The organism is Pseudomonas sp. 1, assembly GCF_056626735.1.
The window spans coordinates 158,811-175,031 of record NZ_JBWXMQ010000001.1 but is presented as its reverse complement, the minus strand read 5'-3'; the positions used below and the strand labels follow the sequence as shown (position 1 = coordinate 175,031).

The following is a 16,221-nucleotide window of genomic DNA, read 5'->3' as shown; positions in this document are numbered from 1 at the left end:
CCGATGTCCTACCTGAAGCGTGGCAACGGCCGGTCGATCGGTTTGAGCGATGACAGGGTGCTGCGAATCAGCGGGGTATCCTTTTCGATATCGTTCAACCGGTCGCGGATGCGCAGGGCGGTAGGGTGTCCGCCTTGATGGTCGACCCAGTCGGCGATCTCTTTGCAGGCTGCCGCGAGACGCGCCTCCCGGGCCTCGAGCAAGGTAAGGAGAGTGGTGATGGACTCTTTTTCGGACATGGAACACCTCCGTTCATTAATCCGCTCGGTGGCAGCAAAAAGCTCGCGAGGGCGAGCTTTCTGCCGTTGGGGCGCTGCTCCTTCAGCTGATTTTGAGTATAGACCCGTAAATGACCGCTATCGGCCCGAAGACTCGGGTGCGGTCACTCGCGAGCTGGCGGCGTTGAGCCGATGACATTCCTTGCGGGCGTCCTCTTCCCGATCGTAGCCATCGCCGATGAAACCGCCGGTTCGCGTGTCGCTGATGCGATACCAGCCCTGGGCTTCGGCGGGCTCATGGAGGGTTTCTCCTGCGCGCCGACCGTGGATGACGATCTTGTTGCAGCGCTTCACGACGAATATGTCTTCCATGGCGTCACCGCAGCTGATTCGTACCAGATCAACTATAGAAGCCCTGACCGATCGTGCAAAAAATAGGCAAGTCAGTTCGTCGGTTGCAGTTGCCAGCCTGATCGGTGCCAGCGCAGACAGTGGGTCGGATTCAACGCCTCAAGGAAGTGCTGATCGTGGGAAACGGCGACAATGGCGCCCGGAAATGTCTGCAACGCTCGTTCGAATGCCTCCACCGATGGCAGATCCAGATGGTTGGTCGGCTCGTCCAGCAGCAACAGCTGCGCAGGATCCGCTCGCCACAAGGCCAGCGCCAATGCCGCTTTCAGACGCTCGCCACCGCTCAATGCTGCACTGAGACCCGTGGCGCGGCTCGCATCCAGTTGCAAGTGCGCGAGATAGCTGCGCAGAGTGCCCTCAGTGAGCGCGGCTCCCTGCATCATCAGTTGCTCGGTGATAGAGCGCTGATCGTCCAGTTGCGCCAATTGCTGATCCAGGAACGCGAAGGGCACGTGGGTTGTGGCAGTACCATCGACAGGTGTCAGTTCCCCGGCGAGCACTTTCAACAGCGTTGATTTGCCACAGCCGTTTGGCCCGCTGACAGCGATGCGCATCGGGCCATGGATCGCAAGATTCAGCGCATCGTTCGGCAACCATGGCAGCCGAGCGTCAATCAGCGTGCAGATCTGTCGGTTGTTCGGCACGGCGCTGCCGGGCAGATTGATCAGCACACTGTCCTCAGGCTGCACCTTTGCGTAAGCCTCGCGCACCTGGGCGTCGAGTTCTGACTTGCGGGCCTTATGACCCTGACGGACATGCCCCATGATTTCCCGTGCCGCGCCCTTGATCGCCACGTATTCGAAACTGGCAATGTTGGCGGTTTCGGCGTTGCGACGGGAGTTGGCGGTGTGGCGCTGTACCGTGTCGTGTTCGCGCCGTAATCGAACCCGCTCGCGCTGGCGTTCGCTTCTGGCGTGGTCGAGACGTGCCTGCGCGGCCGCCTGATGAATTCGCTGATGCTCGCGGAACGCCGAATAATTACCACCGAATTCAACGGCGCCCGACGCGCTCAGCTCGACGATCCGCTGCATCCGGTCGAGCAGTTGCCGATCATGGCTGACGACGATCAAACCGGTGTGCCAGCGCTCAAGCGAGTTCATCAGCCATTGGCGTCCGGATGTATCCAGGTGGTTGGTCGGCTCATCCAGAACCAGCAGCGGAGCCTGACTCAAAAAAGCGCCAATCAGGGCAATCCGCGCTTGCTGGCCGCCGCTGAGGTTGCCGGTCTTGTCGGTGAAGGCGACTTCGCTCAGTCCTGAGTCATCGAGCAAGCGGCGCAACCGCTCTGCCAGATCCCATTGTTCGCCAATAAGTTCGAAATCCTCGACTGATCCGCAGCCCTGGTTCATTCGCTCCAGAGCCCGAAGAATCGCGGCGCAGCCGGTGGACTCGGCGACTGTCTGGCCGTGTGTCGCGACAACGTTTTGCGCCACATAGGTTGTCGCCACGGCGCGCGTCACGCTGCCGCTGGTGGGTTGCCAATGTCCTGCGATCAGGCGCGCGAGTACGCTTTTGCCAACGCCGTTGCGCCCAACGATGGCGGTCGGGGCGTGATCGAATTTCAGATTGAGTGCAGTGAAAATCGTCTCGCCATTGGCGAACTGAAAACCCAGTTGATTCAGGGAGACGAGAGCAGGCGTACGCGAGACGTGAGTCATCGGCACCTCCAAAAAATGTTGTGAACACTGACAAGCGCCATGACCGGCGTGTCGCGATTACATTTTTGAAGGCTTAGTTGTTCACTTCTGCGATCGTCCTGGGGAGGTAAGAGGGCGTAGCCTAGTCGAGATGGGCGCAGGCTTCAAGGCGCGCCTGCTTGCTCGGCCATGCGCTCGAGGAACAGCGCCAACGCAACTTCCTCCTTGCGCAGGCCTTTGCGGATGCGCGGTTTCGGCAACTCGGCCAGGGCGCCGAGCATGAAGTGTTCGACCACTGCCGGGTGGATATAGCACTTGCGACAGACTGCCGGCGTGTTGCCCAATTGGCGGGCGACTCCCTTCACCATCTCGACCACATGCCGCTTGGCCTCGGTCTCGGACTCCCATTGCAGTTCCCGCAGGACCGCCAGAGCGAGGGCGCTGCCGGCCCAGGTCCGATAATCCTTGGCGGTAAAATCTGCACCGGTCAGGGTTTGCAGGTAGGTGTTGACGTCAGAGGAACTGACAGTGTGCCGCTCGCCGTTTTCATCCAGATACTGGAACAGGTTCTGTCCCGGAATTTCCAGGCAGCGCTTGATGATGCGAGCCAGTCGCCGGTCCTTCACCGTGATCTGGTGTTCTATACCGCTCTTGCCGCGAAACTGAAACAGGATCGCACTGCCGTTGACCTCGACATGTCGGCTGCGCAGGGTCGTCAGGCCGTAGGAGCGATTGTCCCGGGCGTATTGCGTGTTGCCGACGCGGATCAGCGTGGCGTCGAGCAGCGTGATGACCGTGGCCATGACTTTGTCGCGGCTGAAACCCGGCGCTGCCAGCAGCTTCTCCAGCTGTTTACGCAGTTTGGGCAGCGCCAGACCGAACTCGCGCAGGCGTGAATACTTATCCGCGTCGCGTACTTCGCGCCAGCGCGGGTGATAGCGATATTGCTTGCGTCCACGGGCGTCGCGGCCGGTGGCTTGCAAATGGCCGCGCGGGTCGGCGCAAATCCACACGTCGGTGTAGGCCGGTGGAACGGCCAGCGCGTTGATGCGTTTGATTTCGTCAGGATCGGTGATGCGCTGGCCTTCGGGATCGAAGTAGGCGAATTTTCCGCGCAACTTTTTGCGGGTGATACCGGGCTGCGTGTCATCAACGTAATGCAGATCAGAAGGCAACACTTCGGTGAGCACAGTATCGGGCATGGCGGACTTCCTTCGCGGCAAATCAGGCTGTTAAAGCCATTGACCGCGCGCCATGACGGTCGTGCCCGCGGATTTAAGCCAGTACCGCGACAGCCTTGATCTGTGCCCACAATGACTGGCCCGGATGCACGCCAAGCTGGTCCCGAGAATACCGAGTGATGCGCGCCAGCAACGGTGTTCCCCCGGCATCGAGGCGGATGAGCACGTGCGCAGCGTTATCGGCTGGTTGCTCGCTGACGACTGTGACCGGCAGGCGATTGAGGATGCTGCTGAATTCGCTGTTTTGCAGGGTCAGGCTGATGTCCCGCGCGTGAACCTTGCATCGCAGTCTCTGGCCCTTCGCCAACGGCGCGTGGGTCACGCGAATGTTCAGGGGCGAGTCCGGTAGTTGCAGGCTGAGCAATTGATAGTCGGCATCGTACCCGCTGACCTGGCCTTCGATGATCACGCCAGCGTCGTTGTCCATGGCCAGGGGCAGGTCGAGCCGTGCCAGGGTTTCGCCAATCGGGCCGCTGGCCAGCGCTTTGCCGTCGCTGAGCAGCACCAGATGGTCGGCGAGCCTGGCCACTTCGTCCTGCGCGTGGCTGACATACAGCACGGGGATTTCCAGTTCGTCGTGCAGGCGTTGCAGGTAAGGCAGGATCTCACTTTTGCGCTGACTGTCGAGGGCTGCCAAAGGCTCATCCATCAGTAGCAGTCGGGGGCTGGTCAACAATGCGCGGGCGATGCCGACACGCTGGCGCTCACCGCCGGACAAGTGTTGCGGGTGGCGATCGAGCAAGTGGCCGATCCCCAGCAGTTCGGTGGCTTGGGTCAAGTCGACCCGGCGCTGTGCCCTGGCAATGCGCTTGAGGCCGAACTGCAGATTGGCCAGTACCGACAGATGCGGAAACAGGCTCGCTTCCTGAAACACATAGCCGAGCGCGCGTTTGTGCGGCGGCACGAAAATGCCTTTTTCGCTGTCCTGCCAGACTTCGTCATTGATGCGGATAAAGGCGTGCGGCGCACGCTCAAGCCCGGCGATGCAGCGCAGACAAGTGGTCTTGCCCGAACCGGACTGACCGAACAGCGCTGTCACACCGCGACCGGGCATCTGCAGGTCAACATCGAGGCTGAAGCCTGACCAGGCCAGTTTCAGACGTGCATCAATCATCGATCAGCTCCAGCCCGCGCGGGTCTTGCGGCTGGAATACAGCGCCAGCAACACCAGAAACGAAAACACCAGCATCGCCCCGGCCAGCCAGTGCGCCTGGGCGTACTCCATGGCTTCGACGTGGTCGTAGATTTGTACGGAAACCACCCGGGTCTTGTCGGGAATATTCCCGCCGATCATCAGCACCACGCCGAATTCACCAACGGTGTGGGCGAAGCCAAGGATCGCTGCAGTGATGAAGCCGGGACGCGCCAGCGGCAGGATCACGCTGAAGAAGGTGTCCCAGGGATTGGCGCGTAATGTCGCGGCCACTTCCAGTGGGCGAGTGCCGATCGCGGAGAAGGCGTTTTGCAATGGCTGCACCACGAACGGCATGGAATAGAGCACCGAACCGATCACCAGTCCGGTGAAACTGAAGGTCAAGGTGCCGAGCCCCAGCCATTGGGTGAAGTGGCCAATGAAGCCATTGGGGCCGAGGGCCAGCAGCAGATAGAAACCGATGACCGTCGGTGGCAGTACCAATGGAAGGGCGACAATCGCGCCGATGGGGCCGCGCAGCCAGGAACGGCTGCGCGATAACCACAAGGCAATCGGAGTGCCGACGACCAGCAAGATTGCGGTGGTCAGAGACGCCAGCTTCAGGGTCAGCCATATCGCCGCGAAATCGGCACTCGTCAGCGACATTTACAGCTGATAACCGTAGGACTTGATGACCGCAGCGGCTTTCGGGCCCTTGAGGTAATCAACCAGCGCCTTGGCAGCGGCGTTGTCTTTGCCTTTGTTCAGGATCACCGCGTCTTGCTTGATCGGGTCGTGCATGTTCGCTGGAACGATCCACGCCGAGCCGCTGCTGACCTTGCCGTCCTTGTAGATCTGCGACAGGGCAACGAAGCCCAGTTCGGCGTTGCCGGTGGACACGAACTGGTAAGCCTGGGTGATGTTCTGGCCTTCAACGATCTTGGCTTTGGTGGCCTCAGTCAGATTCAGTTTTTCCAGCACCTGAGTGGCGGCCAGACCATAAGGGGCGGCTTTCGGGTTGGCGATGGACAGGTGCTGATATTCGTTTTTCTTCAGGACGTCGCCTTTGGCATCGACGTAACCTTCCTTGGCCGACCACAGTGCCAGGGTGCCGATGGCGTAGGTGAAGCGCGAACCCTTGACGGTGTCGCCTTCTTTCTCGAGTTTTTCAGGGGTGGTGTCATCGGCCGAGAGGAACACGTCGAACGGCGCGCCGTTTTTGATCTGGGTGTAGAACTGGCCCGTGGCGCCATAGGCAGCGACCAGCTTGTGTCCGGTGTCTTTTTCGAAATCGGCGGCAATCGCCTGGATCGGTGCGGTGAAGTTGGCCGCGACGGCGACTTGCACTTCGTCGGCCTGGGCGGCGCCGATGGCGAATACCGCGAACAGGGCAGGGGCAAAACGGGTGGCACGATTGATCATGTAACGGCTCCGTGATTGGCAAGTGCAGTGGGCAGTTGTTATTGGAGGGATAGACTGCGCCGTACGATGGGGTGCAACGCTATATAGCGAAATATATAGCGAAATGCCGCCAAACGGGAAGCACTGCTTTTAAACCGAGTGAGGGCGTCACGCTCCTCACTCGCTCGGGTAGATCACCGCGTCAATTTTGCCAGCGCGCCTTCAGCCAGTTGCCGGGTCAGTTCAGCGGTGCCAAGGTCTTTGCCGAGCGTGAACGCCTGACCGGCCCACAGGTTACTGAATTCGGCTTCGCCTTTTGCGCGCAGCGGCATCAAGGCACCGCCAGCCAGCGGAAAGGCAGGGGCCTTTTCCGACATCGGGCCCAGTTCGCGCATCACTCGATTGAGAATCCCCCTTGCCGGACGCCCGGTAAACAGATTGGTTACCGCCGTCTCGCTTTCCTTGGCGGTGCGCAAGGCCTTGTGGTGCGAAGCACTGACTTTCGCTTCCGGGGTAAACAGATACGCCGTGCCGACCTGAACCGCCGAAGCGCCGAGCATGAACGCTGCTGCCACGCCGCGTGCATCGGCAATTGCACCGGCAGCAATCACCGGCACACTCACCGCATCGACCACTTGCGGCACCAGCGCAAACGTACCGACCTGACTGCTCAGGTCAGCGCTGAGGAACATCCCGCGATGACCTCCGGCCTCGTAACCCATGGCGATGATCGCGTCGCAACCGTTCTGCTCCAGCCAGATTGCTTCGTCGACCGTGGTTGCCGACGAGAGGATTTTCGCGCCGGTGGCCTTGACCCGATCCAGCAAGGCTTTTTTCGGCAGGCCGAAATGGAAGCTCACCACTTCAGGGCGAAATTCTTCCAGCACCTCGCAGGCGGCCGCATCGAAGGGCGCACGGTTGGACACCGGCGTCGGCGCATCGAAATCGACACCCAGTTCGCGATAGTAGGGCTCCAGCAGATTTTTCCACTCTCGCGCCTTTTGCTCATCGGCGGCCGGCGGTTGATGGCAGAAGAAGTTGACGTTGAACGGCTTGTTCGTGCCTTGGCGAATGGTCTTCAGCTCTTCGCGCAGTTGCTCGATGGTCAGCATCGCAGCCGGCATCGAACCGAGGCCACCGGCGTTGCACGCTGCGATGACCATCGAAGAATTGGTGGCACCGGCCATGGGGCCCTGGATGATCGGCAGTTCGATGCCGAAAAGGTCAAGAATGCGGGTATCAGGCCATTGGCTCATGGGATAGCTTCTCCGACGACAAAACAGGGCAGGGACGGTAGCAGCCGGTTTTTTAACGCAAAGCCACTCCCAAGACCAGCACAGATTTGTAGCTTGAACAGCCGGCGCTGGCTGTGCGTTCGGGTCCGATTGGCTAAAGGTCGAGTGGGGCAAAATGTTGCAGTGTGCTATTCCAATCCCTCGACATCCTGATTTCCACCCGTGAGAGGCAGTCATGTTCACAGGCATTTTGATCGACAAAGACGACAGCGGTTATCGCGCCAACCTGCAAGAGATTGATGACGAGCAGTTGCCTGCGGGCGATGTGACGGTTCGTGTCGCGTACAGCACGCTGAATTTCAAGGACGGCCTGGCGATCACCGGTAGCAGCCCGGTGGTGCGCAAGTTCCCGATGGTTCCGGGGATTGATCTGGCGGGCACCGTCGAAGTCAGTTCGCACCCGGACTACAAGGTCGGCGATCCGGTGCTGCTGAACGGCTGGGGCGTCGGTGAAAGCCACTGGGGCGGTCTGGCGCAAAAGGCACGATTGAACGGTGACTGGCTGATCCCGCTGCCCAAGGCATTCACCGCCGCGCAAGCCATGGCTATCGGCACGGCCGGCTATACGGCCATGCTGTGCATCATGGCGCTGGAGAGGAATGGCGTGACCCCGCAACAGGGCGAGGTGCTGGTGACCGGTGCCAATGGTGGCGTCGGCAGTTTTGCTATCGCGTTGTTGAGCAAGCTGGGCTACCGCGTGGTCGCTTCGACCGGTCGGGTTTCGGAGCACGAATACCTGAAACAACTGGGCGCCGGCGAAATCATTGATCGCGCCACCCTGTCCGAACCTGGCAAGCCACTGGCCAAGGAGCGCTGGGCGGGCGTCATCGATTCAGTCGGCAGCCACACGCTTGCCAATGCCTGCGCCAGTACCCGGGCCGAAGGCACCGTGGCCGCATGCGGTCTGGCTCAGGGCATGGATTTCCCGGCGTCTGTGGCGCCGTTCATTTTGCGTGGCGTGACGCTGGCCGGGATCAACAGCGTGACCCAGCCCAAGGCTCGCCGCATCGAGGCCTGGAATCGTCTGGCGAAGGATCTGGATTTTGCGCTGTTGCCACTGATCAGCCATGAAATCGGTCTCGGCGAAGCTCTTGAGGCGGCTCCGAAGTTGCTCGCGGGTCAGTTGCGCGGACGGGTTGTGGTCGACGTCAATCGCTGAGACCTCAGCGCCATCGCGGCCCGCCCGGAGCATTCGATGTCACCGCCGGGATTGCGGTGACCGAGCCGTCAGCAGACGTCGAGACGAACCGGATCGAAAGCGGAAAATTTGCCACCGACTTCGAGGCCTGTCGGGCCCCGAATCGGTGGCGATTTACATCGCTGCGTTAAACCTGCGTTTCGCGCAGCAACAGCTCTCGCTTGCGTTCCACGCCCCAGCGGTAGCCGCTGAGGTTACCGTCGCTGCGCACCACGCGGTGGCACGGAATGGCCACCGCGAGGCTGTTGGCACCGCAAGCCTGGGCCACTGCGCGCACGGCTTTTGGCGAGCCGATACGCAAGGCGATGTCCGCGTAGCTGGCGGTGCTGCCGACCGGAATTTCGCGCAGCGCCTGCCACACACGTTCCTGAAACGCCGTGCCGCGCACATCCAGCGGCAAATCCAGGCCGATGGCAGGCGCCTCTATAAAGCCGACGACGCGAGCGATCAGTTGTTCGAACTCGGCATCGGCACCGATCAGGTTGGCCCGGCGAAACTGGTCCTGCAGGTCGCACACCAGTTGGTGCGGATCGTCCCCCAGCAGAATCGCGCAGATTCCGCGCGCGCTCTGCGCCACCAAAATGGCGCCGAGCGAGCACTGGCCGACGGCGAAGCGGATGTCGTTGTTCTGCCCGGCTGCGCGGAAGTCGCCGGGTTTCATGCCCAGTACCTGATCGGCGGCCTCGTAGAAACGGCTGTTGGAATTGAAACCGGCGTCATACAACGCCTCGGTCACCGAGCCGCCGTCCGCCAGACGCTGACGGACCCGGCGCGAGCGATGTGCGGCGGCGTAGCCTTTTGGGGTCAGACCCGTTGCGGCCTTGAAGACGCGATGAAAGTGGAAGGCGCTCAGGCCAGCGGTTTCGGCGAGATCGTTGAGTGCCGGCAGGCTGTCCGACGCTTCGATCTGGCGACAGGCTGCCGCGACGGTGGCGGCATGCTGAGCAGCGACTTCGGTCTGATCCTTGCTCGCCCGTTTGCTGGGGCGATAGCCCGCTGCCTCGGCTTCTTCGGCGGTGTCGAAGAACTCGACGTTCTGCGGTTTCGGCAAGCGCGCCAGGCTGCTGGGGCGGCAATAGATGCCGGTGGTTTTCACGGCATAGACAAACTGGCCGTCTGCCCGAGGGTCGCGTGCCACGACAGCGGCCCACCGTGGATCGTCTTCAGTGTTCAGCGAGGTGGAAAGCGTTTTCATGATGGAGAGTCCGTTGACCTGTTGAATGTCAGGTTAACCAGTGCCACCGGCCGGAGCACTCCGACCCTTGCGGTCAAACTTTGCAGGATTATCCAGCGGTACGAAACGTCAGGTTGAAACGCTGCTCGCCCAGGCGCGGATGCCGACCGGGCTTGATCGGCAGGATCCCGTGGTAGCGCAGCCGGTCTACACCACCCCAGATCACCATGTCGCCGTGCAGCAGCGAGATTTTCTGGCTCCTGTCGCCGCGTGCGAAACCGCCGAACAGGAACGTTGCGGGTAGGCCCAAAGACAGCGAAACGATCGGCGCTTCGTAGGTTTTTTCGTCTTTGTCCTGATGCAGCGACATCTTTGCGCCTGGGACATAACGATTGATCAGGCAGGAGTCCGGAACGAAGTCGGCAAATCCGGCGCTTTTCGCTGCCGTCTGGGCCAGCTCGCGAAACACTTCGGGCATGGCCGGCCAGGGCTGATGGCTCACGGGATCTTCGGATGAATAGCGGTAGCCGCTGCGATCGGTGATCCAGCCCACTGCCCCGCAACTGCTGGTAGCCACCGACATGCTGAAGCCCCCGGGCGTCATCATATGGCGCAGTGGGGCGCAGGCGATGATCGATTCCAGGGCCGGCAACAACTGCTCGATTTGTGGAAGGGCAAAGCCGCGCAGCACCCAGGATTGTTCACCGATCTGTTCGGTGCGCCGGGGCTGTTCGGATTCTGTGTCGGCGAACAGGTCGAAGGTGGTTTGCATGATCGTCAGGTCGCGTCGTGGAAAATGATGCCCAGAGTATGCCGTGTTCCGCTGTGCAATCGGCTGACGCCGTGGCGCATGTTTACTCGATAGTCGCCGCGCGTGCCTTTGACCGGGCGCTGGTTGACGGCAAAGATCAGCGCGTCGCCTTTTCTCAGGTCCATCACCAGCGGGCGCGACTGCATTCTCGGGCGCTGTTCAGTCAAAACGAACTCGCCGCCGGTGAAATCTTTGCCAGGTTCTGACAGAAGAATCGCCACTTGCAGCGGAAAGACATGTTCACCGTACAGATCCTGATGCAGACAGTTGTAGTCCTGCGGGCCGTATTGCAGCAAGAGCGGGGTAGGCCGCAATTGACCGGCGGCGTGGCAGCGATGGAGAAATTCGCTGTGCTGTTCTGGAAAGCGTTCAGGTAGCCCCATTCGCTCATGCCAGCGGTTGGCCAAAGGGAGAAGTCGCGGGTAGAGCGCGCTGCGCAGGCGTTCGACCACGGGCGGAAGCGGATAGCGCAGGTATTTGTATTCCCCGCGCCCGAAACCGTGGCGGGCCATGGTGACTTGGGATCGAAACGGTTCACTTTGTGGGTAAAGCGCACTCAATCGATCACAGGTGTCCGGGCGCAGCAGCGTACGGACGACCGCGCAACCGTCCTGGTCCAGTTGCTGCTCCAGGGCGATCCAGTCGAGCGCATCGAGCGGAGAGACGGATGAGCGTGACATGCTGATTCCTTGGCTTGCATTCAGGTCTCAGTGTGGGCCGTCCACCCGCTCGGAACACTCCGCCGCTTGCGGTCGAATTGTCATCCGGGTTTTACAGGGCCTTGCTGACGCTGATGTCGCTGATCACATCGTCACTCTGGCCGTGCAAGGCATCCAGTGCTGCCTTGGCTTCTTCCGGCGTGCCCTTTTCCAGTTGGGCGAACTCGAAACGGCGTTCACCGTTGAGTTTGTACTTGATCACGTATTTGGTCGTTTGGGCCACGTTGATGCTTACCTGTCTGCGTTGGCGGAGTCGCTCAGCTGAGTTTGGAGCTCGAGCGGCGAATGATCTTGATCGAGTGCGTCAGGGTCGGCTTGCGGGTCACGCTGATCGCCCGACGGTTGACGGTGTCGATGGTGATGTTCCAGAAGCCGGTGCTCGGCGCGGTAATACGGGCCGGGAACGTGTCGAAAGCACCACCGTGATAGGTGTGACGGCCGCCATTCTTGAAGCTGCGAAAGTTGGCGTCGTTCATCAAGCGGATATTGCAGGTTTGCGAGCATTGAATGACGACGATGTCGTCTTCGTTGAGGTGCTCGCGCTGGTGAATGAATTTCATGGGCGCCTCCAGAAGGGCTTTTTCTACAAAATCAAAACGATAGCATTGTCGATTGGCGCAGTTTATCAGCCCGGACAGGTTATTATCCGGCCGTCGGGCGCCGCTTTGACAATTAAAAACAGATATTCACGATTCGATGTGGATTAAATGCAATGGGCCTTGGAGAAAAACGGCATTCGTGCTGTCGGAGGGTCTTTATCGGAGGTTTTGTATGAAGTGGGGTGTGGTGATTCTGCCGTTGGCATTGGCAATGGGTGGTTGCGCAAGTGTTTCGGAAATCAATGAAACACTGCCGACCATGAACGTCATTTCCGGTAAGAAGCCCCATGAGTATGCTGAATGCCTGGCCGAGAAGCTGTCCGGCAGCCGGGGCGCCCTGCAGGTCGAGCGGCACAAGGACGAAGTCCGGGTCATCGTTCCGGGCAAGCTGGGATCAGGTCCCGCCGCAGTGTTTGATATCGAGGATCGCTCCGGTGGCAGCAGCATCAAGCTGCATGAACGGATGTCCAATGTGCCGCTGCGTCCATGGGATGTGCGCAAAGCCGCCACTGCCTGTATTTCCGGCTGATAGACTGTCAGCCGTCAGCATTGATGCCGTCACAGCGTTGCTGTGGCGGCATTGTCATTTCTGGAGAGGTGAATGAAGAGAGAGCAGGTGCGGGAGCGACACAAGGAAGGGCTCATTGCGGCCACCCATGTGATCCAGAACCCGGCAAATCCGGGAGAGTGGATCGTGTTCTTCAAGAAAAGCGCCGGTCGCAGTTATTTTCTGGTGGACGATAACGACGAAGTCGAATCCTTCAACCGACTCGATGACCTGATCGAGGTCGTGCGCGGGCTGGGGATCAAATTCGCCGAAATTCACATGTAAGGCTACTTACATACCACCACTACGCTACGGGTTTTGTAGTTGCCGACATCGACGCCCAGCGTCTTGTCGTCTTCCTTGGGCGCCGGTGTGCCTTCAGTCCCGACAATGCGATAGCCGGTTCCGGCGCATGATGCATCAGCCTTTTCGTAACAGCTGGCCCAGGAATTGGCTTCGCCGGAGCAGTCGATGCTCAAACCCTGTTCGCCGTTGTTCAGGTAGGTGGTCTGCGATGTGGCGCAGCCGGCCAGGGCCGCGAGCGCAATCAGGGGTAGAAAACTGATGAAGAGGCGGTTGATCATGGCAATGTCGTCTTCGAGGAGGAGGGGGCTAGACGCTATGACAGCGCCGGCATGAAAAGGTTATAGCGATTGGCCAGTTCTTTGCGCACAGCCCAAAAAAAGCCCTGCGCGAAGGCAGGGCCGAGATTCGTGGTTGCCGATCAGTCTTGGTCCTTGCCGCGACGCTTCGGTGCAGGAGGCGTGTAATCAAGCACCGCGGCCACCTCTATCGCCATCGCTTCAGTGGGCAACGGACCGGACACATCTTCGCCGTTGGCGGCGGTGATATGCCACTGGCCATCTTTCGCCTTGGCGACGCTGTACCCATTGATGATTTTTGCTGCGGACATCTCACTGCCTCGTTGGCTGTTTCAAAGGCGTCATGATAACGGTAAATCGGCGACTGGCGCAGGTCGATGAGGTATTCCTGGATCTTTGGACTACGCTGATTTCGCAGCCTTTGTGTGCGGATTGAACTATCCGCGAGAATATTTCTCTATGTTGACATCGGTTAGCCAGTGCGGGGCATTGTAAGGTGCACGCCGCCTGATTAGACTGCGCCGAAACTCGTACACACAGCCCTTTCAAGGACTTATATGATCAAGAAATGCTTGTTCCCAGCAGCCGGTTACGGTACTCGCTTCCTCCCAGCGACGAAGGCCATGCCCAAAGAAATGCTGCCGGTGGTAAACAAGCCACTGATCCAGTACGGCGTCGAAGAAGCTCTGGATGCTGGCCTGAACGAAATCTCCATCGTGACCGGTCGTGGCAAGCGCGCCCTGGAAGACCACTTCGACATCAGCTATGAACTGGAAAACCAGATCAAAGGCACCGACAAGGAAAAATACCTGGTCGGTATCCGCAAGCTGCTGGACGAGTGCTCGTTCTCCTACACTCGTCAGACCGAAATGAAAGGCCTGGGCCACGCGATCCTGACCGGTCGTCCGCTGATCGGTGACGAACCGTTCGCTGTGGTGCTGGCAGACGACCTGTGTGTCAACCTCGAAGGCGACGGCGTACTGACCCAGATGGTCAAGCTGTACAAACAGTTCCGCTGCTCGATCATTGCCATCCAGGAAGTCGATCCGCAGGAAACCAGCAAGTACGGTGTGATCGCTGGCGAAATGATCCGCGACGACATCTACCGCGTACACAGCATGGTCGAGAAGCCAAAGCCGGAAGACGCACCGTCGAACCTGGCGATCATCGGCCGCTATATCCTGACCCCGGACATTTTCGACCTGATCGAACAGACCGAGCCAGGCAAGGGCGGGGAAATCCAGATCACCGACGCCCTGATGAAACAAGCCCAGAACGGCTGCGTGATGGCCTACAAGTTCAAGGGCAAGCGTTTCGACTGCGGTGGTGCTGAAGGCTATATCGAGGCAACCAACTTCTGCTTCGAGAATTTCTACAAGACTGGCAAGGCGTACTGATAGCGCCTGACTGTCTGAAGGTACGTCACACGGTCTGAATCGTGTGATGCTAAAAACAAACGCCCCGACATGTTCGGGGCGTTTGCGTTTGTGGGGAGAAATAGCGCATCTCGATTCGATTCAGGATGCAATGTGAAACAAATGTTCGATTGTCAGCCTGCATGTTCGCTGCTGAACTGACTCGTCTTCGCCAGGGAGGTGCGGAGGACCGCGTTTCATGATCGTCGAAGGACAGTTGTGAAATTTATTCTCCAGCAATAAGGAGTGTTGCTTGTGGCGTTAAAGAATATGGCTGCAACACGAAGATCAAGTGCCAGACGCTGGTCAGGGCTGGCGGTGCTCATGTTGCCAGTGCTGCTGGTGACCGTTGATAACACCGTATTGGGTTTCGCGTTACCCAAAATCGCCGAAGCCTTGCGTCCGACGGCCAGCCAGCAGCTGTGGATGATTGATGCCTATTCGTTGGTTCTCGCAGGACTGCTGGTTTCGATGGGTAGCCTGGGTGATCGGGTGGGGCACCGTAAGTTGCTGCTTATCGGCTCGTTCGGGTTTGTGGTGGTCTCGGTGCTGACCGCATATTCCGCAACATCGATGCAGCTGATTATCGGGCGGGCTTGTATGGGGATTTTCGGTGCGATGTTGATGCCCTCCACGCTGGCATTGATACGTTCGGTGTTTGAGGATCGAGAAGAGCGCAGAGTGGCAGTAGCGATCTGGGCAACGACGCTGACTGTCGGCTCGGCACTAGGGCCTTTGGTGGGAGGGGTGTTGCTGCAGTTCTTTGATTGGGGCGCGATTTTTCTGTTGGCGGTACCCGTCCTGATTCCATTGTTAGTACTGGGGCCGCTGTTGCTCCCTGAATCAGAGCGTGATGTGTCGGGTCCGCTGGACCCGATCAGCATCCTTCAGTCGATGGTCGCACTGGGTTGTATCGTTTACAGCATCAAGCATGGCGCCAGTGAGGGCATTGACGGTGTTGTGTTTGGCACCTTTCTGGTAGGTGCACTGGCAGGCTGGATATTCGTACGTCGCCAGTTGCGTCTTCCTGTACCCCTGATGGACATGACCCTGTTCAGCAATGGCGCCTTCAGCGGATCAGTCCTTATCAATTTGATGAGTCTTGCGTTTCTTGTCGGCTTCGTTTTCTTCACGACTCAGTTTTTGCAGATTGTTCTGCAAATGGCGCCCTTGAGTGCGAGCCTTGCATTGGTGCCGGGGCAAATCATGGCGATTATGGTTGGAGTGGCAGTCGTCCCAGTCGCGCAGCGCATGCCGGTGCATGTACTGATACCGATTCTGGTGGCTTTCACCGGTGCGGCCTTTTTGCTGGTGGCCAGCATGGGCAGCAGTCTTGCGGTATTGGTAGTGGCGTTCGCGTTGCTCAACATCGGAGTGGGGGCGATCGCTACGGTTTCCAATGATGTGATTTTGTCGGCAGCGCCCCCGGCGAAGGCAGGGGCGGCATCCGCCATCAGTGAAACAGCCTATGAAGTTGGCGTGGTGCTGGGTACTACTCTGATTGGCGGCCTGGTGACGGCTCACTACCGAGCAGACCTGCAGCTTCCAGCGTTTTTGAGCGATGTTCAGACGATGCTGGCAAGTGAAACGCTGGCTGGCGCTCATCATGTGGCGGCGGGGTTGGCGGGGGATCAAGCGCAACAGTTGATGCAGCAGGCGGGAAGTGCATTTGCGGGCGGAATTGCATTGGCATCGTGGCTCGCTTTCGGCCTGGCGCTCGTAGCGATTCTGATCGCCTGGCATACGTTGCGGCTGCCAAAAAATCAACCGGCAGAAAGCCATTAATCAAATGCTAACGGTAGAACCTCCCGGTATTGCCCG

The 16,221-nt window shown here is 59.5% G+C and carries 20 protein-coding genes; 5 read left to right on the top strand and 15 right to left on the bottom strand.

The annotated features are described in order from the left end of the window. Positions 1 to 8: 8 nt before the first annotated feature. The 8 genes from AC1MDC_RS00790 to AC1MDC_RS00755 form a co-directional block, all read right to left on the bottom strand. On the bottom strand, positions 9 to 239 hold the full coding sequence (locus AC1MDC_RS00790; protein WP_085696003.1) for a hypothetical protein: 231 nt from the start codon (positions 237 to 239) through the stop codon (positions 9 to 11). Between the two features lie 117 nt (positions 240 to 356). Next, complete coding sequence (locus AC1MDC_RS00785; RefSeq protein WP_085696004.1) at positions 357 to 590, bottom strand: hypothetical protein; 234 nt, start codon at positions 588 to 590, stop codon at positions 357 to 359. 71 nt (positions 591 to 661) lie between these two features. Further along, on the bottom strand, positions 662 to 2,287 hold the full coding sequence (locus tag AC1MDC_RS00780; protein ID WP_480392278.1) for an ATP-binding cassette domain-containing protein: 1,626 nt from the start codon (positions 2,285 to 2,287) through the stop codon (positions 662 to 664). A gap of 143 nt (positions 2,288 to 2,430) precedes the next feature. After that, entirely contained in the window at positions 2,431 to 3,468 is a 1,038-nt protein-coding gene (locus AC1MDC_RS00775) for a DNA topoisomerase IB (protein WP_085696006.1), read from the bottom strand. A 73-nt stretch (positions 3,469 to 3,541) separates the two neighbouring features. Next, positions 3,542 to 4,621 carry a molybdenum ABC transporter ATP-binding protein gene (gene modC / locus AC1MDC_RS00770; RefSeq protein WP_480392277.1) on the bottom strand — a complete coding sequence of 360 codons (1,080 nt, stop codon included), beginning with the start codon at positions 4,619 to 4,621 and terminating at the stop codon, positions 3,542 to 3,544. 3 nt (positions 4,622 to 4,624) lie between these two features. Further along, the gene (modB, locus tag AC1MDC_RS00765; RefSeq protein WP_007958914.1) at positions 4,625 to 5,305 is read right to left on the bottom strand and encodes a molybdate ABC transporter permease subunit; all 681 of its coding nucleotides are present in this window, start codon (positions 5,303 to 5,305) and stop codon (positions 4,625 to 4,627) included. Continuing rightward, positions 5,306 to 6,061, bottom strand: a complete 756-nt coding sequence (gene modA / locus AC1MDC_RS00760) for a molybdate ABC transporter substrate-binding protein (RefSeq protein ID WP_480392276.1) — start codon at positions 6,059 to 6,061, stop codon at positions 5,306 to 5,308. It abuts the gene before it with no gap. Positions 6,062 to 6,234: 173 nt separating this feature from the next. Beyond that, positions 6,235 to 7,296 (bottom strand): NAD(P)H-dependent flavin oxidoreductase, encoded by a 1,062-nt coding sequence (locus tag AC1MDC_RS00755; protein WP_480392275.1) that lies wholly within the window; start codon positions 7,294 to 7,296, stop codon positions 6,235 to 6,237. Between the two features lie 214 nt (positions 7,297 to 7,510). Between AC1MDC_RS00755 and acuI the strand changes: the two genes are divergently transcribed. Then, positions 7,511 to 8,494, top strand: a complete 984-nt coding sequence (gene acuI, locus AC1MDC_RS00750; RefSeq protein WP_480392274.1) for an acrylyl-CoA reductase (NADPH) — start codon at positions 7,511 to 7,513, stop codon at positions 8,492 to 8,494. A 166-nt stretch (positions 8,495 to 8,660) separates the two neighbouring features. Here acuI and ada read toward each other — a convergent pair whose 3' ends face one another. The 5 genes from ada to AC1MDC_RS00725 all read right to left on the bottom strand — a co-directional run bounded on the left by ada (position 8,661) and on the right by AC1MDC_RS00725 (position 11,797). Beyond that, on the bottom strand, positions 8,661 to 9,728 hold the full coding sequence (gene ada / locus AC1MDC_RS00745) for a bifunctional DNA-binding transcriptional regulator/O6-methylguanine-DNA methyltransferase Ada (protein WP_085696011.1): 1,068 nt from the start codon (positions 9,726 to 9,728) through the stop codon (positions 8,661 to 8,663). An 88-nt stretch (positions 9,729 to 9,816) separates the two neighbouring features. Next, positions 9,817 to 10,479: a DNA oxidative demethylase AlkB gene (gene alkB, locus AC1MDC_RS00740; RefSeq protein WP_419150020.1), complete on the bottom strand. Its 663-nt coding sequence runs from the start codon at positions 10,477 to 10,479 to the stop codon at positions 9,817 to 9,819. A 5-nt stretch (positions 10,480 to 10,484) separates the two neighbouring features. After that, positions 10,485 to 11,198 (bottom strand): 2OG-Fe(II) oxygenase, encoded by a 714-nt coding sequence (locus AC1MDC_RS00735; RefSeq protein ID WP_480392273.1) that lies wholly within the window; start codon positions 11,196 to 11,198, stop codon positions 10,485 to 10,487. 91 nt (positions 11,199 to 11,289) lie between these two features. Then, positions 11,290 to 11,460 (bottom strand): hypothetical protein, encoded by a 171-nt coding sequence (locus AC1MDC_RS00730; protein WP_170929678.1) that lies wholly within the window; start codon positions 11,458 to 11,460, stop codon positions 11,290 to 11,292. A 34-nt stretch (positions 11,461 to 11,494) separates the two neighbouring features. Next, complete coding sequence (locus AC1MDC_RS00725) at positions 11,495 to 11,797, bottom strand: DUF1883 domain-containing protein (protein ID WP_007958929.1); 303 nt, start codon at positions 11,795 to 11,797, stop codon at positions 11,495 to 11,497. A gap of 211 nt (positions 11,798 to 12,008) precedes the next feature. Here AC1MDC_RS00725 and AC1MDC_RS00720 point away from each other — a divergent pair, with 211 nt between their 5' ends. Then, entirely contained in the window at positions 12,009 to 12,365 is a 357-nt protein-coding gene (locus AC1MDC_RS00720; RefSeq protein ID WP_085701991.1) for a hypothetical protein, read from the top strand. A gap of 72 nt (positions 12,366 to 12,437) precedes the next feature. Then, positions 12,438 to 12,668 carry a hypothetical protein gene (locus AC1MDC_RS00715; RefSeq protein WP_011334337.1) on the top strand — a complete coding sequence of 77 codons (231 nt, stop codon included), beginning with the start codon at positions 12,438 to 12,440 and terminating at the stop codon, positions 12,666 to 12,668. 2 nt (positions 12,669 to 12,670) lie between these two features. On the opposite strand, the gene AC1MDC_RS00710 is transcribed toward AC1MDC_RS00715, so the two are convergent. Then, positions 12,671 to 12,967, bottom strand: coding sequence for a hypothetical protein (locus AC1MDC_RS00710; RefSeq protein ID WP_480392272.1), 297 nt, complete (start codon positions 12,965 to 12,967; stop codon positions 12,671 to 12,673). A gap of 140 nt (positions 12,968 to 13,107) precedes the next feature. Next, positions 13,108 to 13,296, bottom strand: a complete 189-nt coding sequence (locus AC1MDC_RS00705) for a hypothetical protein (protein ID WP_085696016.1) — start codon at positions 13,294 to 13,296, stop codon at positions 13,108 to 13,110. A gap of 246 nt (positions 13,297 to 13,542) precedes the next feature. On the opposite strand from AC1MDC_RS00705, the gene galU reads away from it, so the two are divergent. Both galU and AC1MDC_RS00695 read left to right on the top strand, forming a co-directional pair. Beyond that, positions 13,543 to 14,382: a UTP--glucose-1-phosphate uridylyltransferase GalU gene (galU, locus tag AC1MDC_RS00700; RefSeq protein WP_007958937.1), complete on the top strand. Its 840-nt coding sequence runs from the start codon at positions 13,543 to 13,545 to the stop codon at positions 14,380 to 14,382. 273 nt (positions 14,383 to 14,655) lie between these two features. Then, positions 14,656 to 16,185 (top strand): MFS transporter, encoded by a 1,530-nt coding sequence (locus tag AC1MDC_RS00695; RefSeq protein WP_480392271.1) that lies wholly within the window; start codon positions 14,656 to 14,658, stop codon positions 16,183 to 16,185. The last annotated feature ends 36 nt before the right edge of the window (positions 16,186 to 16,221 follow it).